Here is a 23,234-nt window from a genome sequence, read left to right on the forward strand (position 1 = left end):
CCTGCTGTAACTCCTGCTGTAACTCCTGCTGTAACTCCTGCTGTAACTCCTGCTGCAGCTTATAGTTTTTGTTAGTAAATACCACTCTAAAAGCTATTCCTGGTTCTTTCCATGATAGTTCTATTTCAGGATATATTTCAAGTTCTTCTGCAATTAGCTTTAATCCATTGCCCCATTGTTCAATAATTCCGAGGCGTTTAAATACGGGTGCTAATATTTTATTTCGGATGTCGGACTGTCCGGAATCCATATCACTAAAATCAACAGAAGGCATAAGCTTGCCCGGGCTGGTTATTTCAACCTTGTCATCGAATATGGCAATTTTAATGTCTTTGCCACTCATTGAATAGTCCCTATGAATCACGGCATTTCTGATAACTTCACGAATTGCAATAATAGGATACTCCCAACGGTCATTACGATAAACACCAGTATAATCAGTTGAACTTTCAGAAATATGACGTAATACAAACTGATAGGCTTGTTCAGCTTGTAGACTCACATTGGTATCAATTGTTTTCTGGTCAATAAAGTTACCGGGCACTGTTCCTTTAAATCTTGCACATTCTACCTTACAATATGGGAATTGTTGTTTCCGCAATTCATCATCAGATAATAGAATCATCGCATTAGTTGGAAGTTCTTTTCCCTGCTCAGCTTTAAATAGTTCAAGTTTAGATAACACTTGTTTTGTAAGTTCTTCTCCTGTTTTTTCTAAAAATAGTTCTTCAAATGATTTAATATTAACCTCATCAGTAGATTTTTTATAAACCAGTTCGCTATCGAAGGAGATGTTTTGCTTTTGTCTTTCCAGCTCAGCAATCATTTCAGCCGATGCCTGACGGTTGGAAGACCCAACACGGAAATATGTCCCATTTTTAACACCTTTATTTTTAAGGTGATAAGGTGGTGCGCTTCCTTTATGAATTTGAGTTTTAATTATATGTTTGTCTTCATGCCTGAGAAATGAAATTTCAGGTAGGACAACGGGAGCACATTGGTCATGAACAATATTGCTTATTTTTTCTTCTAATTCAATTAATTGGTCTTCATCCAATCCGATTACTTCCCTTGGTTTATCTTGAATGCCTAGATAAAATTCACCTCCGGCATCATTAGCAAAGCTGACAATAGTTTTAGCCAAGTCAGCATTCGTAGGAAGTTCGACTTTCAGTTCAAGCCGCCTGCCTTCGGGTTGTTGCAATATTTCGGATAATTTCGTCATATAATTAGTGAAAATAATTTTTAGATAGTTTGCTTGATTAAACTCAAAATATATTCCAGTTGTGAATCATCTTTCATATCAACCTCATAATCACCATATCCATAATGACCTTTATTTGAAACATCGTAGGCGATTCCTTTTGATTCATCTATTTCACCCCACTTGGCATTTAACCAGATTTTAATATTCTTCTTTTGTAAGTGGATGTAAACGAAGTTCTTTTTTTCCTTTTTGAAAGCAATATAGATTTTCTGAGGTACAACCTCTACATCGCTTGTTAATTCCACAATTCTACTTCTCAGAGTCTCATAGAGTTCTTTAATTTCTTCAATGGGTTTAATTAAGTGTTCTTCTTCTGTATATACCTTGATTTCTGCCTGTACTGCTTTCAGTTTTTTGTTTTGCTCTGTAATGGGTTTAATGCTTTCAGCTGACCTTGATTTTTTTATTGGGGTGATTGAAACGGAATTGTTTTCATATCGTTTTATTTCCCACAACTCAATGGCAATATCCTTGAAATTGGTTGCCAACTTCTGATTTTCTGTAAAACTGGTTGAGACAAAAACAACCCTTGTTTGTGACCAATCCACTTCATCACGTTTTAGTTGCCTTTTTAACGATTCATTGTATTCAACAATGAAATCGGCTTTGTTTTCAAGCATTAGACTGAGGTAAGTAAATCCCTGGTCAACAACACTGATATTTTTATCCCTTTTATATTCAATGATTATGAAAGCATTGGTTTGGGAATCATACGCCAATGTGTCAATCCGCTTGTTTTTAATTGAAAACTCAGACTTAATCAATTCAAGCCCCATAATCGTATTTAGATTTTCTTCAAAGAGGTTTTGAATTTCTTTTTCCAGTTTAAAAGGTTTTTCTTTTATCTGGTTTAGTTTTCCTTTATTATTGGCGTAAATTGACATTATTCTTGATTGTTTTGAGGGTTTATATATTCAAATTTTCGTAATGAAAATGAAAATGTGGCTTCTCCTTTCTTATTCTTTCCAACATCTCTTATAGAAACTTTTTTCTCCCGTCTCATAATAAATGAAAAATACAAAGTAAGACCAGTGAAAGCGATTGTAATATAATCGATGTCACTATAGGTGCCAGTAAATGAAATGTGTTGAATCCAATAGTTAATTGCAAGTAGCACCCAAATAAGTACAACAAATTGGCTTACTCTTATATTAACTTTCGAAACTGAGTACGCTGGTTTGTCAAGTACAGTTTTGTATATAGCTCCTGTTATTTCATCTTCTAACATATCTATGTGCTTTTCCCAATTTTCCTGCCATTTTTTGCTTCCAATATTAGCAAAGTACCATGCAAGAGAAAAAACAAATCCTAGACTTATAACAATATACTCCGCCTGAACAAAATCATTGTCCGAACGGACTATGATAAAATATCCTGCAAATGCCGCTGCAATAAATCCCCAAAAATAGGTTGCTCTTTTCCAATAGAGTTCTATTTCAAAATCACGGTTCTTCCAGGCTCTTTCAAGAGCTTCCTTTTGTTTTGATAAAACCTCTTTTTTGGAGGTAGTATCCTTAAATTGTGCATTATATTGCTGCTCTGATAATTCCATTTTAATATTTTAACGACTAGAATGTTTCGTAAAAGTTAACCTTAAAAACCCAAATTATTGATTCTTTAATTTATCTAAATAACTGTACAATTCTGGTAAAATAGCTCTGTCAAATTCAAATTGTGCTGCTGTTTTGGGTAATATCTCTTCATCGATACTTGCCCCATGGATTTCCCAAAAACATTTAACATCTCTGTCCTTAGGTTCAATCGCCTGCGATTTGAACCATTTGGAAATTTGACTACCCAATACATTTGTATGCGTTTTGCAATCTGAGGTTTTTCGGATATAGAGAATAAACTCATCGTTGCCCATTTTGATTATTGAAGATGATGCCATGATTTGAATTTTATTAGTTTTAATGTCTATATATGTTGTTTTATAAATGACAGAAATTGTTCGGCTCTAACTGTGTCATGATTATGACCCGGTAAGATTTGAACTGTCCCAATCTGCCGTAAAAATGATATTTCAGTCTCAGGAATTGATTGAGACGGATCACTGAATTTAATTTCTTGAATAAAAAAGTATAGTTCGCAAGATTCTTGTAATGTATTTAAAATATCCATTGCTCCCTGATCATGTTCATGATTAGGGCAATAAGCTAAGATGAAGTTTTCATACCATTTGGACGGAATGGTTTTTGAAAATGCAAGAAGCCCCGCAGGATCATCATCATTAGACATTTTACGAACCCAAACCCATTTATCATTTATTTGTGCAGTTTTCTTACGACTGCTACCATTGGTTATTTGTTTTAATGCAAATGACTTACCCCAATTTGCATGTCCTACATATATAAATGCTTTTTTCATATTAGCTTGGTTTATTCGTTTACATTACTTAAAATTTTCTTATATATTTCCTCTGACAGAACCCCATAGGCAGCTTTTTGAAAGTCAATGTCTTCCATGTAACGGGAAACGATTTCATCATTTTCAGCCATTCTTTGAATCATTAGGTTTTCGATTAGCTTTTTAATTCCTAATTGAAATTTATCTAATGTATTGGCTTCGGCTGTCTGAACGATTTTATCGTCTTTCATTGCTTTTTCCTTTATCTGTTCAAAAAACAACCTATCCTCATCCGAGAACTCAGTGCCAAATTTTGTATTTAATACTTCAATGATTTCTGACAAAGGTTTCTTTTCATCTTCAGCCTTACCCGTTCCTGATTCAGTAATTCCCTTTATTCCATAAGGTTCGCCGTCCTCCAATACTATTGCGCCTGAAGTAACTCTTTCAATTCGATAATACTGTAGGCTAACATCATCTTCGGGTTTAATAATTTCATAGTCTCGTTCACGTGGTAAATGAGGAAGTAGGAATCTACTAAAGCTATAAAGCATTTCCATATCAGAATCACCATAAGGAATTATCTGACTTAGAAAGGCATAAGCACTTACAAAAGATGTTATCTTATCTCTGAATAATTTCGCTTTTTCTTCTACTAAGGATTTGTACCTGTCAACTGCTGGTTGTATATGTTTTTGCATTCGGGCATGGTCTGTTGGATTTTGTTTATTAATATCCTTATAAAATACCTGAGCAAATGCTTCCACTTCTGACCAAAAATAAACCTGCATGGCATTAAGCTCATGTTTAATGGTTTCCAACAATTGAGGATCAGTAGATTCTTGTAATGAAGTTTGGTCGTAATAGGGTTTAAATGCTTTATAAATATCTTCTGCACTGTTTACAAAATCCAATACAAAAGGCGTTTCTTTTCCTGGACTAATCCGATTTAACCTGGATAAGGTTTGAACAGCCTGAACACCGTCTAATCGTTTATCTACATACATGGTATGTAAAAGTGGTTGATCGAAACCTGTTTGGTATTTGTTGGCTACTAATAATATTTGAAAATCGGGCGTGTCAAATTTCTCTGGTAATTGACTTTCGCTTATCGGTTTTCCTGTAACAACATCTGTATTCATACCAGGTTCAGTAAATTCTAATCCTGAATCAGGGTCTAGAACTTTACCGCTAAACGCTACCAATGGGCGAATGTCGGTGTAGTTATTTTTCTCAATATATCGCTGGAAAGCAAGCATGTATCTTACGGCATGTAAACGGGAATTGGTTACCAGCATTGCTTTAGCTTTTCCGTTAATACGTTTTTTTACTAAATTTCTGAAATGCTCTACCATTATTTCAGTGCGTTGCTCAACATTTACAGGATGAAGGCTCATAAACTTACCTAACGCTTTTGTAGCTTTCTTTTTAGGTAGTTCAGGGTCATCTTCAACAGATTTCACCAGTCTGTAGAAAGTATCGTACGTGGTATAGTTTTCAAGTACATTTAAAATAAATCCTTCTTGTATTGCCTGACGCATGGAATAGACATGAAAGGGCTCATCGTTTTTACCAAAAAGCTGTAATGTTTTTCCTTTTGGAGTAGCAGTAAAAGCAAAAAAGCTGATATTCTTTTGCTTTCCTCTTGATTCCATTACTTGATTTAATCGGTCTTCCCAATCTGTTTCACCTTCATCAGAATCGATGTCGGTTCCTGCTCCTAAAATTTCTTTTAATTCTCTGGCAGTTTCGCCCGTTTGGCTTGAGTGTGCTTCATCCACAATAATCGCATAATTGCGAGCAGCAATTTGAGCTTTCCAATCCTCGGCTTGTTTAATTGATTCCGCATCTGGTTTATCCAGATTGTCGGCACCAGCAACATGTAATAGACCTTTCAATACAAATGGAAATTTTTGCAAAGTGGTGATTACAATTTTAGTCCCATCAACCAATGCTTCTGCCAATTGCTTTGAATCCTGGTCAATTGCTTTAACAACTCCCTGAGCATGTTCTATTTGGTAAATTGCATCTTGCAATTGCCTGTCTAAAACTTTCCTATCTGTAATTACAACTACGCAATCAAAAATCTTTTCATCAGCAGAAGTATGCAAGCTGGCTAAACGGTGGGAAAGCCAACTAATACTATTTGTTTTTCCACTACCAGCAGAATGCTGAATAAGATAGTTGTGTCCTGTTCTATCAATGCGGCTGGTTTTAACAAGTTTTTTAACTGAATCCAATTGATGAAACCGAGGGAATATAAGTGTTTCCTTGGTGTATTTCTGTTTGAATCCTTTCTCATCTAATCTCGTTTCTTCTTTGGTTTCGAGAAACATAAAATGCCCGATAATTTCTAGAAAATTATCATGCTGTAAAACCTCTTCCCAGAAATAGCCTGTTCGATGTCCTGATTTATGCTGTGGATTACCTGCCCCACATTTTATTTCTCCCGGATGACTACCTCTATTAAAAGGTAAAAAGAACGTCTTTTCCCCTCTTAAATGTGTTGTCATATGAATTTCATCGGTATCAGCGGCAAAATGAACTACTGCAGAAGTTTTAAACCTGAATAGAGGCATTCGCCAATCTCTGTCTTTTCTATATTGAGCAACTGCATTTTTCCAATTTTGACCTGTAGCAGGATTCTTTAATTCACAAGTGGCAACAGGCAATCCATTTATGGAAAACACTAAATCAATGGTATCATTATTTACCGTATGGCATAAAACCTGACGAGTAACGGTAAGATGGTTTTTTTCATAAAGAGCAATTACCTCAGCATTGAGGGTGTGTGCAGGCTTAAAATAAGCCATATCAATAGTTTTACCGAAAAAACGAAATCCATGTCTTAAAACATGAAGCGTTCCCTTTAAATTCCTTTCTTTTATTAAGGTCGAGATGATTTTTTCATCTAATTCATCTCCATGCAGTTGTTGCATTTTAAGGTAAAGCTTCTCTTGGGTATCCCTAATAAATGAAATTATTCTTTTGGGAAATAAAGCATACTTTTTATCCCACTCTTTATTGGTTCCTTGATTCCAGCCTCCTTTATAAAGTAAACTTTCTTCAATGTAAGTTTCAAATGCTTTTTCGGTAGTTGCTTTCATATCAATTACACTACTGTTTCAAATTCTTTATATTTTAACCATTTCGCCATACCATCCAAATCAGGAAAAAGTTGTTTATCGAATACTCCGTACTGCTCCAATTGTTTGCAAATCTTTTTATGATTGTTCTTTTCGTGTTTAATAATAATTTCAATGTAATCATTATCATCAATGGGGTCAAGTGGATGGTGGCAAGCTAAAAACACTCCATCTTGAGCTCTTATTCGAGGTGAAACATGAGCAGGGTCATAAATAATGTTTTGAGAAATATCAAATGGTGATTTAACATCCTCTTTCAATAAATTGAATTTGTTTGTTGAAGGTAAGGGATTAAATTCTCCTTCTGCTTCATGAGCTGTTTCTACACTTTCATCTAACTCAAAATCTTTATAAGGGTCATCATCTTCTTCTGTTTTTAACCCTGTAGTTAAATCACCAACCGGCTCAATATCTTTATGTTTGTTCTCGCCATTTCGTATTATTTCATTGTATTTAACTACTTCCTTTGTTAATACATAAATGGCACTGTCTGTATCTGGTTTAGCGTTTCGAGAGGCAAAATATAGAGCGACTAATGGATTAGTAGTCCAATCCATAAAGCGTGAGGGCAAACCATGATGTTGAGCTAGTGCCAGATATTCCCAATCGTTGCGAGGTAAATGATTTACCTGTCCGACTACATGATTTGCAAAAGTGTCTAATATGCCACATTCGAAATCATAAAACTCTGATAAGGCTTTGTTTTTTAAATGTTTAAATCGCCCAATGGAAGGCATTAATGGATAACCATCAATGTTTCTTTTTGATTGCCCCCGGTAGTAGGGACGTTTTAGAGTTAATTCGTCTTTAATGACAGATAAAAACTCTTCAAATGATGATATTCTAAATTCAGCGCTCATGGTTATTCTGATACTTTTATTTTTCCTGTAACTGCTGCTGATATTATAGCAGTTTTGTACTCTTTGAGTTTATCTATATGCTTTTCTGTTAATCCGACTATTTTATCAATGGATTCTGTTTCTTTCTTCAAATATTGAGTAATCTCTTTTTGTTCCTCTGTTGGAGGAATAGGTATTTTAATTCTTGCTAATACAGATGCGTTAATTGCAGGATAACTAACACCTACTGACAGAGAGACTACCTTTTCTACAAAATATTTTGAACGAAGTAGAAACGACAAATAATCTGAATCGATTTTGCGTGGTCTAACAACTGCAAAACCAGTAGAAACTATCAGGTTTTCTTCTGGATTAATGACTGGTGCAATAGCTCTTAAATATGTGCGGACTGTTGAAACAAGAATATCCCCATCTTGAACAATCCTTCTCGCCCTAGATGGAGCTTCATCAAAAAGATACTGTTCCTTTTTTATAATCCCTTTGGTTTTATCAATGCTTCCTATATCTACATAATTGATTACATATTCAGGATCTGTTGTTTCAGCTAATGCTTTATCATTTAAGGTACAAGTATATTTTAATGCCTTTTCTTTCCAGTGTTCTGGAACATTTTCCAACCAATCAACTTCACTTGACTTTAAATGAACAATTTCATTTAATCCTTTGGTAACAGCATGCGAAATTATTGCTATCCGGTTTTCGTTAAGGGTGTGGATAAGATTTAGTTTTTTCTCAATTAGATTATTGATTCGGGTGGTTTCTTTGTCTAAAAATCTGATAATTGATTCTTGTTCTGTTTCAGATGGAATAGCAATACTAATAGAACCAACTGTTTCTGTGTTTAGATTTAATTGAGTGCCAAATTTACCAAGGCCTTTATAAGGCTCACCGCTTGCAAAAATATAATATAGAAAATTATGATTTATTTTTAGGTATGGGAAATAAACAAAACCATCATGAATACAACAATCAATTTTTGAAATGCAAGGTTTTCCTACGGAACCAGCTATACTTAGGAATATATTTTCAGGTTTAATTTTTACACTAAGAGACGCTCCTAGCTTAGAAAGCCTTTGAGTTGTTTTCTCAAGATGTTTGCCAGAAGCTGTGACGTCAGCAATTCTAACCCAAGCATATTTGCCATTATCATCAAAAAAAGCTGGATCGTCAATAGGACGAGGTGAGGCACCCCTTAATACAGCACTGTCCCATTTTATTTTTTTTACAATCCAATGGTTCGGAACTCTTCCCAACCAATCAATAGTGCTATCGAGATATTCATTATATTTTGGATATTCCATTTTTAGACCTCTCCGTTTTTAGTTACTTGGACTAGGAGTTCTAAAATATCTTGTTCCAATCCTTTTAGCTCATCCTTAATAATATGCAATTCCCTAGGAGGCTCATATTTGTAAAAAAGTTTGTTTAGAGGGATTTCATATCCAATTTTAGTTTTAGAATGGTCAATCCATGCATCAGATATATGGGGCAAAACTTCTATTTCAAAATAATCTTCTATACTTTCTTTTAAGGGCACTATTTCCGTGTCTCTTAATAAGGGGTCTGGTTCAGGATTCCCTTTTTTATCTCTGCATATTTCGGCTGTTTCGTCTCTTTCGCCTAAGGCTTCTAATATCGCTTTAAGTTCATTTGCATTAAGTTTAACTTCTTTAGTCCGGTCAATTTCCCTTAAATCTATCAGGAAGGATTTTCGGTCTTTATATGGCCTTTCATTTTTTGCTTTTCCTAAATCTTTAAGCAATACACGGATGGTTTCCTGTCGTTGTTCACCAGCTTCAACTTCTTTAATACGCAAATTTTCATCTTTCTTTTTACTACTTGCAATATTTTGAAAAGCAGAAATTCCATCCAACAATGCGATACGTTCTTCACATGCCTGAAAGTTTAGGCGAAGAGGTCTGTCAACAGTAATTTTATTGTAGCCAAAATCCTCGTTGTCGAATACTTTACAAACAATTAATTCCCTCTCTTTTTCTTCACCATTGCCATTTTCCTTGATTTTAAAGGTTCGGGTTTCATCATTAATGAAGTTTCCGTAAATAGTTGTTATCTCGCCAATCTGATTGGGGTGTTTATCTTCAGCATCACCAATTTGCTTGCGTTTTTTGCCCAGGCTTTTCCGCATTGGAATCCAGAAATTGCGGGCATCTATCAATTGGATCTTTCCTTTCCGCTCTTTTACTTTTTTATTAGTAACAACCCATATGTATGTTGAAATACCAGTATTATAAAACAACTGATCAGGCATAGCAACAATAGCTTCCAGCCAATCATTTTCGATTATCCAACGTCTGATTTCAGATTCTCCGCCACCAGCATCACCAGTAAATAAAGGAGAGCCATTGAAAACAATAGCAATACGACTTCCTCCATCATCAACAGTCTCCATTTTAGAAATCATATGTTGCAAGAATAGTAATGCACCATCATTAACCCGGGGTAAGCCTGCACCAAATCTGCCATTGTACCCCAAAACTTCAGATTCCCGTTTTATAAATTTTTCTTGCTGTTTCCATGAGACTCCAAAAGGGGGATTTGCCAACATATAGTCGAATTTTTCCCCTGCATATGCATCTTTAGTAAATGAATCGCCTAATTGAATTTTTTCTTCATCGTGTTTTTTAATCAACATATCCGAACGACAAATTGCCCAGGCTTCATCGTTCCAGTCCTGCCCATACAAATGAGGTTGAGAATCTTCATTGAGTTGCTTTAAGTATTGTTCTGCTTCCGAAAGCATACCACCTGTGCCACAAGCAGGGTCATAAATCTTTTTTACCTTGTAACCTTCAGCTAAATCTTCTTCGGGGGAAAGCAATAAATCAACCATCAGTTTAATTACTTCACGAGGGGTGAAATGTTCTCCGGCTTCTTCGTTTGATTGTTCAGCACCTATCCGTATTAACTCTTCAAAAATGTAACCCATTTGAATATTATCGATTCTTTCCGGGGAAAGGTCAATTTTTGAAAACTTTTTTAATACCTGATAAAGAATATTCTTTTCAGCCATTTTGCGTATTTCATCTTCAAACTCAAAACGGTCGAAAATGTCACGAACATTGGATGAAAAGTTATTGATATAACTGTTGAGATTTGGTGCAATCTGGTTGGCATCGTCTAATAAAGTGGAAAATTCGAGTTTGGAAAGATTGTAAAACTTCACCCCTGTCACTTGTTCCATTTTAGCTTTAATGATACTCTCTGCCTTTCCTTTTAACTTACTATGTTCAGCTAAAGCGTCCTGCTTGGTTGATTCTAAAATGCAGTCAAATCGCCTAAGTACGGTAAGCGGTAAAATTACTTTTCTGTATTCGTTGCGTTTGTATGGTCCTCTAAGCAGATTGCAAATATCCCAAATGAAATTCGCCATTTGGCGATGAGTCTCTGATGTCATATGTTTGGTTCTAAATTTTTTGTTCAGTAATTTTTAATGCTTCTTTCAAATAAGGTTGCCCTGAAAAATCAGAAATGATATTATCAGAAATGTACTTTATCTGCAATGCTTTAAAATCAATGTTTAATATTTCTGATAAAGGTTTTACCTGAGAAATTAGTATTTGTCTTTCACCTAATTCCATTTTCGACAACGTACTTGTATCTACATTTAGTGCGTGTGCTACAATTCGTTGAGGTATTCGTTTCTCTTCCCGTTGGGCTTTAATATAAGCTCCAAATTCTACACTTTTCATTTGATATTAATTGTTTAGACAATATTGTCAAATTTACTAAAAATAAATAATCAACAACATAATAGAAGAAAAACTTTTTTTAGGTTTTCAAGGAGATTCAGGAAGTTAAGGAAACTAAGCCTTAACATCCTTAGAATCCTGAGTTTCCTTAGTTAGATTAATATATTGATCCTGGCTTTCACGGTGAATCAATCCCTTTTTGTAAAACTCAGTTATGTAACCTTCTGCCGTCTTATAAGGTATTGATAGGGAATTTGCCACATCAAGGTATTTCTGTCTGTTGAAATTTAAAGGTAATTGCTCCAAAAATCTTTCTTTCCTGTTGGAGCGTTTTTGTGGCTTAACATCTTCAGGAAGTTCAGAAAACACTTTGCTTGAATGTTGAACTAATATTTTAATCATTTCAAGAGCAGACTGAAAGTCTTGCTCCTCGCAAATGATTTGTTCCGGCAAATCTCCTGTCTCAAAAATTCTTAAAACTGATAATACCATTGCCATACGAAAAGCAACCAAACCTAAACGCCTTACGGTTGCCATATAATCTAATCCCTGAATGGCAATGTATTTCGTTTGCACATGTGCAAAGAAATCATTGAACTGTGATTGCTGGTCTGCCGAAAGGCAGAATTGAATCTCAGGGTTTGCCATTAAAGATTTATAAAGCTCATGAAATTCGTTTCCCAATTCATCGAAATAATCGTCCAAACCCTTGGCTGAGGTTATTGCAAATACATCTTTCCAAACAGGATTTATATTCATATAATAGAAAATAAAACGGCTGAATAAGCCGTTTTCAGCATTGGGTATCAAGCTTGATATTTGTTTTGGAGTGCCTGAAAGAACAGTTGAAAGGCTTGGGCTTTCAATGTCAACATATTCCCGGTCGGTTCGTCTGTAATACGAAATAGTTTCATGATGAAATGCTTTTCGGAAACCATCGCTGTAATTGCCGTAGTCGCTCTTAAATGCTTGTGAAAGTGTATCACCTTCGGTTTCAAAAATTAAGCCTTTTCCATCATTATCAGAAAGCAATTGAAAAACTCCTGTAGTGCTGTTATTGGCAGGAATAAACAACATTTTTTCCTGTGGTTTATTCGGCTTTTCAACTCCTTCTTCCTTACCCTTTTTTGAGTTGTAATCAGACAGTTCTATTTCATATTCCTGCTTTATCAACCGTGCCTGTTCCCGTAGTGCTTTGTGAATTGGCTTAACGAGTTGCTTGCAGTGTACTAAACGACCTTTACCAGCCGATGCCTGGGCAGTTATGAAAAGGTATAGGTTTGCAAAAACTCGCTTTCCATCATATATTCCATGAATTTTAGGTAAACATGCACTAAGTGTTACCAGTGAGCCTAAAAGCATAATGTCCCTTTCTTCGTTTGAAGTACAAATTTGAACTACACGTTTTAGGAAATCAGGAAGTTGAGTATATAAGGATTCAGGGAAATGAGGAACTTTCTCAGATTCATTATCAGGTTCCTGTTTTTGGTTGCTAATGGGAATACCTGCCTGTTTCGCATGAAAGAAAAAGGTTTTCAAAGAAACACCTTGACCTTTTGCTTTCAAGCAATTATCAAACTGATGGTCGCATTCAGTGGTTGAATAGTCAGAATAAAAGCGACTAATCCGGTGAAAAAAATCTCTTCCGTTTTCGCCAAATTCATCAGCAAAAGCAAATCCGATATTACGCCAATCGCTGTAAGCGGTGGCAATATCAATTTGTTTGTTTTCGATTTGCTGAATGATCTCTTCAATCTGATTCAGCCCTTGAACTTCAACTTCAGTTACATTATTTGTTGTTGCTGATACTTTTGGCTCTGTATCTATATTTATGGTTTGTTGGTTTGGTTGCTCTAACCATTCCAACGGATTAAACGTTTTTTTATCCATTATTGTAAATATTTGGGATTAATGTAAACTGCTGCATCATGCGGAATGAAACAGGCTCTTGATATGTCCTTGCCCGATTGGTCAACTTCCAATTGATAAGTTTGTCGGATGTAATTTGAAACGGCTTTAAAAAAGTCCTGATGTTTCGCTTTGCTTATATCAATAGGAATTATCCATTTCAAGCCATCGCCAGATGGAGAGATAAACAACAGTTCGGTTTCAAAATATTGATCTTGCAAAAGAGAATCTTTCAAGGAGTCAATATTTGAAATGTGGTCAATATCAATGGTCAGTAAGCCGGAATGAGAAAGCAAAGCTTTATCATTTCTCTTTGAGAATGTGCCTGAAAAGGTTACATAATCAAAGTTGTAGGCTTTGTATTTACGGGCTTCCTTAACATCTTCAATGTTGCGAAGTGTACTTGTGCATGCAGCAAATGAATCACCACGGATGAAGTTGAATACTTCTGTCAGATTTATTGTTTTTGACGGAATGATATTTGAAACGGGATGTTTGAAATAACTACATTGAGGTATTCGGATTCTAGGTTTTTGAACCTCTTGGGTCTCCTCTGTTGTTTCTGGAATGCTTTTATGTCCGTAGAAATTCCTTTCTTCTCCAATGTGTAAATGAAGTTCATTATTTATCATTTCGTGTAATTCCTGACCTTCTTTTTTGAAGTGCAGTTTTGCAAAGTCGAATACATCACCATCGGGGATGCTATTTTCAGTGTCGGTGTGCCTGGCACAATTATCAACAACAGAAACCATTAATGAAAACTTGTTTTCGTTAAATGGATTTTTGGCAGGTTTACAGACCCTTCCCGAAAGGGAAAGGACTGTTTCATCTGGATAGTAGTGTCGTAGCACATGAGAATAAATATTTAATCCGTAGTGCGTTTTATATAAAATGGCTTTTCTGCTAATTTCCATGACTTCCAGATTTTAAGATTGAATAATTGGATTCAAGGATGTTTTCTATATCAGAAAGCTTGTAGTAGAATTTGCCATTTAAGCGGCTGTAGGGGAGAACCCCGCTATCCCGAAGGGATTGCAAGGTTCTTTTACTGATGTGCAATACTTGCATTACATCCTGTCCGTCAATCCATGCTTCATTGAATTTCTCCACGCGTGTTTTTTGAAAGACTTCCAGATATGCTTTTATGGTCTTTATCTCCTGAGAGAGTTTCAGCATTAAATCAATTAACTCGTTCATAGCTTCACCCTCCCATTTTTAACCAGATAATCGGCTGCCTCTTGTTCTATTTCTTCTTTAGAGCTGGCACGGTTGCGAAGCAACCAAGTGTCCAATTCCTGACGGTTGAAATAAATTTTCTTCCCATTAGGTTTGTAATGGGGTACAGCTCCGCTACTTGTAAGCTTGTACAAATGAGATTGCGAAAGCTCCAAATACTTGCATGTTTCATTGAAGTTTAAAACTTCTTTCGTGTTGATACTTTGGCTCTCAATTAGCCTTTCCAGTCGTTCAAGACGTTTAATAATTTCGTCCATTTTTCTTATGAATTATAAATTCGACAAATGGACTTCAGCGCTAAAGTCATCTTTGATTATCAAAGACATAGCGAATTTAGGTCAGGATTTTTGGTTGCCTAACGAGTGGTAATTCTGGAAACTGTAAATACCAGTAAAAGAAGAATTTGGAAAGTGGAGTGGTAATTTGATTCGGAAAATTGACAGCAAATTACCGCAATTCTAACAAGGTGAAATTTTGTCTAGCCAGTAGTCTTTTTCTATGAATTTTAATAGTTCATCCCGATTATTGTCCCAGTTACGAAATTGCTTATCAACATCTGTATTGTACCTGTGGTCTAAAAATTTTCTAATAAAAAGGTCTTTGGCTTCAATGTTTTCAGGAAAGATGCGCTTATTAAAATAGCCCTTTCTTATTAATTGATGATAGAATGCAGCTAAGTATTTCTTTTTTCCGTATTCATCAGAAAATACATAATTCTCATTGATTAAGCCATTTTCAAAAAGCCCTTCTTCAATCTGAGCAAATCGTGAAGGATTCTTTACTAATTGGGAATAGGAGTGTATATTCTTGTTTGCCTCTCTTATATCTTCCCTAATGGCATTAAAGGTTGGTTTATCTTCTTTCTCTTTTGATTGGATAATTTGGTTTGTATTCGGGTAGTTTTCAGCCTCAATAATAAAAGAAATTACGGGGGCAGCTTCATTGAAGTATTTGTAATAGATTTCCTCTTGTGATAGAGGATCATCTTTTAAAAGATCAGTATATGAATCCTGTACCTCCATAATCAATCTTGCCATCTGATGTTTAAGAAGGTGGAGTATGTAAGATTCATCAGCATGTGAATTATCTATTGGTTTGCTTTGCTTGCTTAAATCGAACTGTTCCGGGGAATAATTTCTTTCCTGAATAACCTGTGCCGTTTCTTTTATTTTTTGTGAGAACGTTTTGGTTAATGCAAAATGTACCAAATATGATTTTTCATTTTTATTTAATGCTTCGGAAACATCTGAATGTAGATCGTTTAAATACCTTATTGCTTCATGTTCAATAATTACATGGTAGTATTTGCGGATATTTGAAAGTGGCTTGATAAAGTCAATTTCATAATTGGGCTGAGTTGAATAATATTCCTTTTTAACTTCAGATATTAGTTGTTTGAATTTTGTGTCAGATTGTTTTCCGAATAACCAGGGGCGATGATTCAGGAATAAAATATCGTTGTATAATTCTAATGCGTTTTTCATAGGTCAAGTTTTATGCGGTTGGCGGCTTCTTTTTTCTTCTGGTCAATAATTTTGGCATACACTTCGGTAGTTTTAAGGCTCTTGTGTCCAAGCAATTTGGAAACCGTGTAAATGTCAGTTCCTAAAGTTAATTGAAGCGTAGCATAGGTATGACGTGCACAGTGGAAAGTAATATGCTTTTCGACTCCGGCACGAATCATCCATTCACGGATTTTGGCATTATTGTAATCGCTATAGGTTAATTCATCAAATACCTTTTTATCACCCTCTTTTCGTTCACCCATAAATTGAAGGGCATCATCCGACATGGGGAGGGTTTCTTGTCCTTTGGTTTTTTTCTGTTTAAACCTAATGTAATAGCCGTTTTCATCTGAACGCTGAATTTCAGACCAAGTAAGTTTTTCAATGTCTGAGAAGCGAAGCCCTGTAAGTGCGCTAAATATGAAAGCGTTTTTTACTACTTCGATTTCGCAATGGGTTTTCACTGCTTTTTTTAATTCTTCTAAGGTTAAAAACTCTCTTTGTGTTTCAGCTTCTTTTATGCCTTCAACGTTTTCGGCAGGATTGCGGAAAATTATACCATCCTTTACAGCTTCCTTTAATGCTGCCCTAACTTTATTAAAATAGGACACACAGGAGTTTTTAGAAAGATTCTTTTTTTGTTTGGTTTTGGCTTCGTGTACGAAGTAATATTTTAAATCTTCCAGCCATTCATTATCAATGTCAGCAAAGCGGACATTTGATTTATCCCAGTTTTTCATGTGTTTTAATGCACTCATCCAGTTCCCGTAATTTCCGTCTGAATCCCTTCTTTTTTCTGCCAGTAATTCAAAATAGGTCAGGAATATTGAATTGATCTTTTCAGTATCGTTAAAACCATAAATACCGTTTTGAAGCTCCAATTGTCTTTTGGCTCTGATACTTTCCCCTAGTTGTTGAGTCTTTTTATTAAAGGATCTTTCTTCTGAAGTTCGGGGCTTCTCAATTAGATAAATCCTTAAATATTCATACTTACGTTTGCCTTTGTCGTAGTAATCAAGGTAAAGGCTGATCTTGCCGTTTTTGTTTCGTTGACGTAGGGTTACTTTCATGATGCAAAGAGTTTATCGATTTCAGAACGTTTAATAATGGTACGCTTACCAAGTTTGGTAGCTTGAATGGTTCCGGCTTTCATAAGCCTGTAGAATGTTCGCTCACTTAATCCCAATAGGGTATGAGCTTCTTTAATGGATAGAAAATCTTTCTGTTTAATTACTTCCTGATTCAATTCAGTAATAGAAAGGATTTTTTGTTTGTTGGTTTCTTCAATGGCTCTGCCAACCTTGTTTTCTTTCTTACGTTGCTTATAGGATCTTGAAGCACATGTATGACCACAGAAACGGGTCACAGTAGTTTTAGCGATAAATTCTTCACCGCAAAACTCACATATTTTTTGAACTTCAATTTTGCTACTCATGCCATCAACTGCCTTTAAGTGTCTATTACTGTCATAAGCTGTCAATTACTGCCATCATTTCACCAGTTTTGTTGTCGGGCAACAAATTTGGGTTCTTGGGCAACAACTGTACAACAAAAATAAACAAAAAAGAGCAAATGGGCAACAAATAAAAGAAAATAAAACTCTATAAAGTGCAGTAAATGAAGGGTAATAACAAATATAGGAAAGAGGTTTACTTTCCGATACAAAATTTCCCAAAGATATTCCCCAGCAACTCGTCAGTAGTAATTTCGCCAGTAATCTCACCCAAATAATGCAAAGCTTGGCGGATATCTATGGCGATGAGGTCGGTGGGTATTTCATTGTCTAAAGCTTGTTCCACTTGCATAATGCTTTCTTCTACCTTGTGGAGGATGTCTACGTGGCGGGCATTGGTCACTATGGTGGAATCTTGAAGATTGAGCTCCTTAACACTTTTGACCAGCTTCTCAGCGATGAGGTGGATGTTCTCATTGCGCTTGGCTGAGATGAAAATGGTTTCCAGATCTACATAGTCGGTGAAGTGGGAGGGAAGACTCTCCAACTCGTCCGTCTTATTTCCTATGATGATGAATTGTTTGTTTTCGTCGTCAATATGCTCCTGGAAATCGGCGATGCTTTCCTTGAGCTCCTCCGGTGAAGATTTGGTCATATCACAAACATAGAGTATTACCTGGGACTGATTGATCTTCTCATAGGTTTTCTCTATGCCTATATTTTCAATTTTATCGGAGGAGTCTCTTAATCCAGCCGTATCTATAAACCTAAAAGCAAAGCCATCTATAATAATAGTATCCTCAATGGCGTCACGAGTGGTACCGGGAATATCAGAGACAATGGCTTTTTCCTCTTGAAGAATCCTATTGAGGAGGGTGGATTTTCCGGCATTGGGTTTTCCAATAATAGCTACAGGGATTCCATGCTTCATCACATTGCCAAGCTTGAAAGAAGCAATGAGCTTTTGGACTTCTCCTTTAATTCTCGCCAATAAGTCGTAAAACTTTCCTCTGTCTGCAAATTCAACATCTTCTTCGCTAAAGTCAAGCTCTAACTCTAGTAAGGAAGCAAAATCCACTAACTCTTTTCGGAGCTCTTTAATCTGATGAGAAAAGCCTCCTCTCATTTGTTTCATAGCCACCTGATGTGAGGAAGCAGAATTAGAAGCAATGAGGTCGGCCACAGCTTCGGCTTGCGAAAGGTCGAACTTACCATTCATAAAAGCGCGCATGGTAAATTCCCCAGCATCGGCATATCTACAGCCATTGGCTCTTAATAGTTCTAATATTTGCTCCTGAATATAAGTGGAACCATGACAAGAAATCTCTAAAGAGTCTTCGCCGGTGTAGGATTTTGGGTTTTTAAAAACACTCACCAATACCTCATCAATGATTTGTTCTTTGGTGGCGATTTTTCCAAAGTGGATGGTATAGCCATCTGCATCTTTAAGGCTTTTGAGCCCATCATAAGCGGTGAAAATTTGGTCAGCAATTTGAAAGGACTGAGGACCCGATACACGAATAACAGCGATAGCACCGCTTCCGGAAGCCGTAGCTGGAGCACAAATAGTATCTTGCTTGATGAGGTTCTGTAACATGAGCTTATTTTTTACAAAAATATTCATTTTCAGCATAGCTTGGAACATTGATTTCAGGAAAATGCTATGTTTAGTTTTTTTTGCTCGCTTTAGGGTTTGGGGCAAACAAAAAAAACAATAAACTAGGTATTATTGTATTGCGATTTCATTCAAATAAAGAAAAATAGCGTTCATGGATTTCCCTGACGGACGCGGATTACACTGATTAACGCAGATGATAAAATATAGCTTATTCTTATGATAAAAGCTGGACTCCTTGGAAATCAAGCTCCCCTTGGGGTCTGGGAAAAATTGATTTTCAAGGAAGTGATATGGTATAAAACCAAGCTAGAGCGAATTTATAATCCGGTTATAAAAAATGAGATGCTGATGTCATCGATTGCAAATCCGATGGAGCAGGTTAGGCTGATTACCATAGATGATAAAACAACGTTTATCCTAATATTTAAAGCGGTACTCCTTGGAAATCAAGCTCCCCTTGGGTCGGAACGATGCTGTACCGAAGCGTCAGCTGTCGTGGAAAAATTGATTTTCAAGGAAGTGATATGGTATAAAACCAAGCTAGAGCGAATTTATAATCCGGTTATAAAAAATGAGATGCTGATGTCATCGATTGCAAATCCGATGGAGCAGGTTAGGCTGATTACCATAGATGATAAAACAACGTTTATCCTAATATTTAAAGCGGTACTCCTTGGAAATCAAGCTCCCCTTGGGTCGGAACGATGCTGTACCGAAGCGTCAGCTGTCGGGGAAAAATTGATTTTCAAGGAAGTGATATGGCATAAATCGGCTTTTGTGGGATGATATAAAATATTGCCGAACAATCAATTTTTCCTATTTTAGCGCAAATATTATTTATGGATATATCTTTAATACTCTTAGGATTCTTTTATCTACTCGCACCAGCTATCATTCTCTATCTGACCAAAAAATCATCCATCGTTAAAAAGTTAGGCTCTATTGTAGTAGCCTACGGAATAGGGATTGCCATGAGTTTGTTAGGGTTTTTGCCCGAAGGAAGTGCCCAGATTCAAGATATTATGACCAGTGCTTCTGTCCCCATTGCCATTCCACTTCTATTGTTTCCCACCAAGATAAAAGAATGGTTTAGTTTGGCGGGTCCTACTTTTATGGCTTTGATTGTTGGTTTGATAAGTGTAGTATTGATGGTGTTTATTGGTTACTTTCTTTTTAAACCTGAAGAAGATGAAGGCTTTTGGAAAGTGGGTGCTTTATTGATTGGTGTGTATACTGGAGGAACTCCCAATTTGGCTTCCTTAAAAGCCATGCTCGATGTATCCAATGAAACCTATTTGGTGGTACATTCCTATGATATGGTTTTCTCAACTTTATACTTTTTATTCTTGATTACCATTGGCCAGAAGTTTTTTAGGTTGTTTCTTCCGGCTTTTAAACATCCAGAAGGAAGCAAGGAAGTTCATGGCGATGATGAGGAGGTTTTTGATAAGATATTCAATCGTAATTCCTTTTGGCCATTGATGAAGGTATTTGGTTTGGCGGTTTTGATATTGGCTGTTTCGGCAGGGTTGGCCAGTCTGTTGCCTGAGGAGTATTTTATGATTGTCGTCATATTGTCTTTAAGTACTTTGGCGCTCTCAGCCACTTTTATTCCGGGGGTGAATAAAATAGATAAATCCTTCGATTTGGGTATGTATTTCATTTTAGTATTCAGTGTTTCTGTGGCCAGTATGGTCAATTTGAAAGAATTGGTATCTGCTAGCCTAGACCTGATTTATTACCCTGCCTTTGTGATTTTTGGTTCCTTAGCCTTACAAAGCATCATCAGTCGTTTTACCAAAACCGATGTGGATACCTTAATGATAACTTCCACCGCATTAATCTGTAGCCCACCATTTGTGCCTGTAGTTAGTAGTGTCATCAATAATAGAAATATGTTGGTGCCAGGGATTACAGTTGGTTTAATAGGTTATGCCGTAGGGAATTATCTGGGATTTATTGTAGGTGAAATTCTTCAGTTTTTATAAGATTCAATTCTCTGAAATGAAAAAAATCGTATTCCTCCTCATTGTATTCAGTATATTAGTATCCAAAGTTTATTCTCAGGATATTCAAAGGCCACCTCATTTTATCAGTCAGAAAGTAAATTCTTCTGAAATGATAATTGATGGAATTATTGATGAGTCAGCATGGGAAAGGGTAGAATGGTCTGGTGAATTTCAAGATATTCAAGGCCCAGAATTTCCAAAGCCCAATCAGCCTACCAAGATGAAGATGTTATGGAGTGATAGCCTATTATTTATTGCGGCTTATTTGGAGGAGAATCATATTTGGGCGCATATTGAGGAGGATGAGAAAGTCATGTATTACGATAATGATTTTGAAGTTTTTATTGATGTAAATCGCGATCATCATCATTATTTTGAGTTTGAGTTTAATGCATTGAATAAGAAATGGGATTTATATTTAGATCAGCCCTATCGAGATTCTGTTACTCCTGATAATGCCTGGAATTGTAAAGGATTGCAACATGAGATTCATATTCTTGGAAGTTTAAATGAGCCTAGCGGAAATGTGGATTCTGCTTGGACCATAGAGATAGCTATTCCTATTCATCAATTGACTGGAAACATAGAGCCTGGCGACGTTTGGAATGTAAACTTTAGTAGAGTGCAATGGCAAACAAATATAGTGGATGGAAAATATGTGAAGAAGAAACAGCGAGAAGACAATTGGGTGTGGTCGCCAACATGGCAAATTAATATTCATAGACCAGAATATTGGGGGCAATGTTATTTTGAGGATGAGGAAAATCCTGAAATAGCATTCATGAGTGAGCAGGAGTGGGGTGTCAGATTAAGTCTCATGCAGGCTTATGATTTTCAACGTGCATATTGGAAGAGACATCAATCCTATTCTGATACTTGGCCAGGAAAAGAGGAGGGTGTCGAAATGCTTTCTCAAGGATATCGGACCATCTATCAAAAAGAAGTGGACGAGCAGGTATGGAGGGTCAACGAGAAGGGGAGGATTTGGTTAGAAAAGGATAAAAAGACTCCGAAGTTCTGGATTTGGATGAGCGGCCATAAAGAACTTTCTTATGCAGAATGGGAGCTTATATTTGAGGAGATTAATGATATGGGTATTCGGGGATTATTATTAAGTACCTCCTCCGAATCGGCTCGAATGCTCGTTCCTTTAGCCAAGAAATATGAATTGCAGTTGCATATTTGGATGTGGGCCATGAATAGGGGAGATGCCCCAGCAGAATTGATGAGTGTTAATGATTTGGGAAAGTCCTTGGCCGAAGAACAAGCCTATGTGGGCTATTATAAGTTTATGTGTCCTGCATTGCCAGAGACTAAGAAATTTATTGAGAATAAGGTAAATGAATTACGAAGAATAGAAGGCATCGATGGGATACATCTGGATTATATTCGCTATGTGGATGTTTTTCTTCCTTCGGGTTTATTGCCCAAATACGATTTGATTCAAGATGATATTTTGCCAGCGTTTGATTATGGTTATCATCCCGAAATGCTCAGAAAGTTTGAGATGAAATATGGGAAGAATCCCAAATCAATTCCCGATTATGCTCACGATTCTCTGTGGCAGCAATTTAGGATGGATCAGGTTACTGGAATTGTAAATGGTTTGGCTCATCAATTCTCTAGTAAAGAAATTCAACTAACAGCAGCTGTTTTTCCAGACCCAAATATGTCGAGAACCATGGTTAGGCAAGACTGGGGAAGGTGGAATCTCGATGCCTATTTCCCTATGGTTTATAATGGTTTTTATGAAGCAGGAACAGATTGGATTCAAAAAAGAATGGAAGTTAGTCGAGAGTATTTCCCTCATCAAAATATCTTCTGTGGATTATATTTAGTGGATTGTAAAGAAGAAAAACAATTGACAAAAAGTATAGCGGCTGCCTTTAAAGGAGGAGCAAGCGGTATTTCATTCTTCGATTATTGGGGAATGAAAGAACACCATAAAAAGGCCATTCGTAAGGCCATTAAAAAGCAGGGGCTGTGGGTGGAGTAGTATTGATTTAATGAGTTAATGTTCGAATGCTTGAATGCTTGAATAGTTGGACTGTTCCCCAAGCCCAGCACCCAGCACCCAGCACCCAGCACCCAGTACCCAGCACCCAGCACCCAGCACCCAGTACCCAGTACCCAGTACCCAGTACCCAGTACCCAGTACCCAGTACCCAGTACCCAG

General features: G+C 36.4%; 21 protein-coding genes. 3 read left to right on the forward strand and 18 right to left on the reverse strand.

Features of this window, described 5'->3' with window-relative positions; all coding sequences use genetic code 11:
* From HNS38_RS16760 to mnmE, 18 genes are all read right to left on the reverse strand, one after another.
* Nucleotides 1–1,225: ATP-binding protein (locus HNS38_RS16760; RefSeq protein WP_172346771.1), on the reverse strand; the 1,225-nt coding region annotated here is incomplete at its 3' end.
* A gap of 20 nt (nucleotides 1,226–1,245) precedes the next feature.
* A complete protein-coding gene (locus HNS38_RS16765; RefSeq protein WP_172346772.1) occupies nucleotides 1,246–2,151 on the reverse strand; it encodes a DUF5655 domain-containing protein in 906 nt (301 codons plus the stop codon).
* Nucleotides 2,151–2,819, reverse strand: coding sequence for a hypothetical protein (locus HNS38_RS16770; RefSeq protein ID WP_172346773.1), 669 nt, complete (start codon nucleotides 2,817–2,819; stop codon nucleotides 2,151–2,153). The genes HNS38_RS16765 and HNS38_RS16770 overlap by 1 nt, the downstream gene beginning before the upstream one ends.
* A gap of 54 nt (nucleotides 2,820–2,873) precedes the next feature.
* Nucleotides 2,874–3,158 (reverse strand): hypothetical protein, encoded by a 285-nt coding sequence (locus HNS38_RS16775; RefSeq protein WP_172346774.1) that lies wholly within the window; start codon nucleotides 3,156–3,158, stop codon nucleotides 2,874–2,876.
* Nucleotides 3,159–3,184: 26 nt separating this feature from the next.
* Nucleotides 3,185–3,634 (reverse strand): hypothetical protein, encoded by a 450-nt coding sequence (locus HNS38_RS16780; protein ID WP_172346775.1) that lies wholly within the window; start codon nucleotides 3,632–3,634, stop codon nucleotides 3,185–3,187.
* An 11-nt stretch (nucleotides 3,635–3,645) separates the two neighbouring features.
* Nucleotides 3,646–6,720, reverse strand: coding sequence for a type I restriction endonuclease subunit R (locus HNS38_RS16785; protein WP_172346776.1), 3,075 nt, complete (start codon nucleotides 6,718–6,720; stop codon nucleotides 3,646–3,648).
* A gap of 5 nt (nucleotides 6,721–6,725) precedes the next feature.
* On the reverse strand, nucleotides 6,726–7,619 hold the full coding sequence (locus tag HNS38_RS16790; RefSeq protein ID WP_172346777.1) for an FRG domain-containing protein: 894 nt from the start codon (nucleotides 7,617–7,619) through the stop codon (nucleotides 6,726–6,728).
* A 2-nt stretch (nucleotides 7,620–7,621) separates the two neighbouring features.
* Complete coding sequence (locus HNS38_RS16795; RefSeq protein WP_172346778.1) at nucleotides 7,622–8,920, reverse strand: restriction endonuclease subunit S; 1,299 nt, start codon at nucleotides 8,918–8,920, stop codon at nucleotides 7,622–7,624.
* Nucleotides 8,921–8,922: 2 nt separating this feature from the next.
* On the reverse strand, nucleotides 8,923–11,034 hold the full coding sequence (locus HNS38_RS16800) for a class I SAM-dependent DNA methyltransferase (protein ID WP_172346779.1): 2,112 nt from the start codon (nucleotides 11,032–11,034) through the stop codon (nucleotides 8,923–8,925).
* A 10-nt stretch (nucleotides 11,035–11,044) separates the two neighbouring features.
* Nucleotides 11,045–11,329: a helix-turn-helix domain-containing protein gene (locus HNS38_RS16805; RefSeq protein WP_172346780.1), complete on the reverse strand. Its 285-nt coding sequence runs from the start codon at nucleotides 11,327–11,329 to the stop codon at nucleotides 11,045–11,047.
* A gap of 114 nt (nucleotides 11,330–11,443) precedes the next feature.
* Nucleotides 11,444–13,219, reverse strand: a complete 1,776-nt coding sequence (locus HNS38_RS16810) for a DUF3987 domain-containing protein (protein ID WP_172346781.1) — start codon at nucleotides 13,217–13,219, stop codon at nucleotides 11,444–11,446.
* The gene (locus HNS38_RS16815; RefSeq protein ID WP_172346782.1) at nucleotides 13,219–14,151 is read right to left on the reverse strand and encodes a BT4734/BF3469 family protein; all 933 of its coding nucleotides are present in this window, start codon (nucleotides 14,149–14,151) and stop codon (nucleotides 13,219–13,221) included. The genes HNS38_RS16810 and HNS38_RS16815 overlap by 1 nt, the downstream gene beginning before the upstream one ends.
* Complete coding sequence (locus HNS38_RS16820) at nucleotides 14,141–14,434, reverse strand: helix-turn-helix domain-containing protein (protein ID WP_172346783.1); 294 nt, start codon at nucleotides 14,432–14,434, stop codon at nucleotides 14,141–14,143. Before HNS38_RS16820 ends, HNS38_RS16815 begins: the two co-directional genes overlap by 11 nt.
* Nucleotides 14,431–14,730, reverse strand: a complete 300-nt coding sequence (locus HNS38_RS16825; RefSeq protein WP_172346784.1) for a helix-turn-helix domain-containing protein — start codon at nucleotides 14,728–14,730, stop codon at nucleotides 14,431–14,433. The genes HNS38_RS16820 and HNS38_RS16825 overlap by 4 nt, the downstream gene beginning before the upstream one ends.
* A gap of 201 nt (nucleotides 14,731–14,931) precedes the next feature.
* Complete coding sequence (locus tag HNS38_RS16830) at nucleotides 14,932–15,957, reverse strand: DUF6617 family protein (RefSeq protein WP_172346785.1); 1,026 nt, start codon at nucleotides 15,955–15,957, stop codon at nucleotides 14,932–14,934.
* Nucleotides 15,954–17,048, reverse strand: a complete 1,095-nt coding sequence (locus HNS38_RS16835) for a site-specific integrase (protein WP_172346786.1) — start codon at nucleotides 17,046–17,048, stop codon at nucleotides 15,954–15,956. Before HNS38_RS16835 ends, HNS38_RS16830 begins: the two co-directional genes overlap by 4 nt.
* The gene (locus tag HNS38_RS16840) at nucleotides 17,045–17,413 is read right to left on the reverse strand and encodes an AlpA family transcriptional regulator (protein WP_172346787.1); all 369 of its coding nucleotides are present in this window, start codon (nucleotides 17,411–17,413) and stop codon (nucleotides 17,045–17,047) included. The genes HNS38_RS16835 and HNS38_RS16840 overlap by 4 nt, the downstream gene beginning before the upstream one ends.
* A 214-nt stretch (nucleotides 17,414–17,627) precedes the next feature.
* Nucleotides 17,628–19,028, reverse strand: a complete 1,401-nt coding sequence (mnmE, locus tag HNS38_RS16845; protein WP_172346788.1) for a tRNA uridine-5-carboxymethylaminomethyl(34) synthesis GTPase MnmE — start codon at nucleotides 19,026–19,028, stop codon at nucleotides 17,628–17,630.
* 237 nt (nucleotides 19,029–19,265) lie between these two features.
* Here mnmE and HNS38_RS16850 point away from each other — a divergent pair, with 237 nt between their 5' ends.
* From HNS38_RS16850 to HNS38_RS16860, 3 genes are read left to right on the forward strand one after another with little or no spacing between them, the layout of a single operon-like run.
* Nucleotides 19,266–19,835, forward strand: coding sequence for a hypothetical protein (locus HNS38_RS16850; RefSeq protein ID WP_172346789.1), 570 nt, complete (start codon nucleotides 19,266–19,268; stop codon nucleotides 19,833–19,835).
* 53 nt (nucleotides 19,836–19,888) lie between these two features.
* Nucleotides 19,889–21,037: a DUF819 family protein gene (locus tag HNS38_RS16855; protein ID WP_172346790.1), complete on the forward strand. Its 1,149-nt coding sequence runs from the start codon at nucleotides 19,889–19,891 to the stop codon at nucleotides 21,035–21,037.
* 16 nt (nucleotides 21,038–21,053) lie between these two features.
* Nucleotides 21,054–23,054, forward strand: a complete 2,001-nt coding sequence (locus HNS38_RS16860; protein ID WP_172346791.1) for a sugar-binding protein — start codon at nucleotides 21,054–21,056, stop codon at nucleotides 23,052–23,054.
* Nucleotides 23,055–23,234 lie beyond the last annotated feature (180 nt).

This window comes from Lentimicrobium sp. L6 (assembly GCF_013166655.1).
Lineage (GTDB): Bacteria > Bacteroidota > Bacteroidia > Bacteroidales > UBA12170 > UBA12170.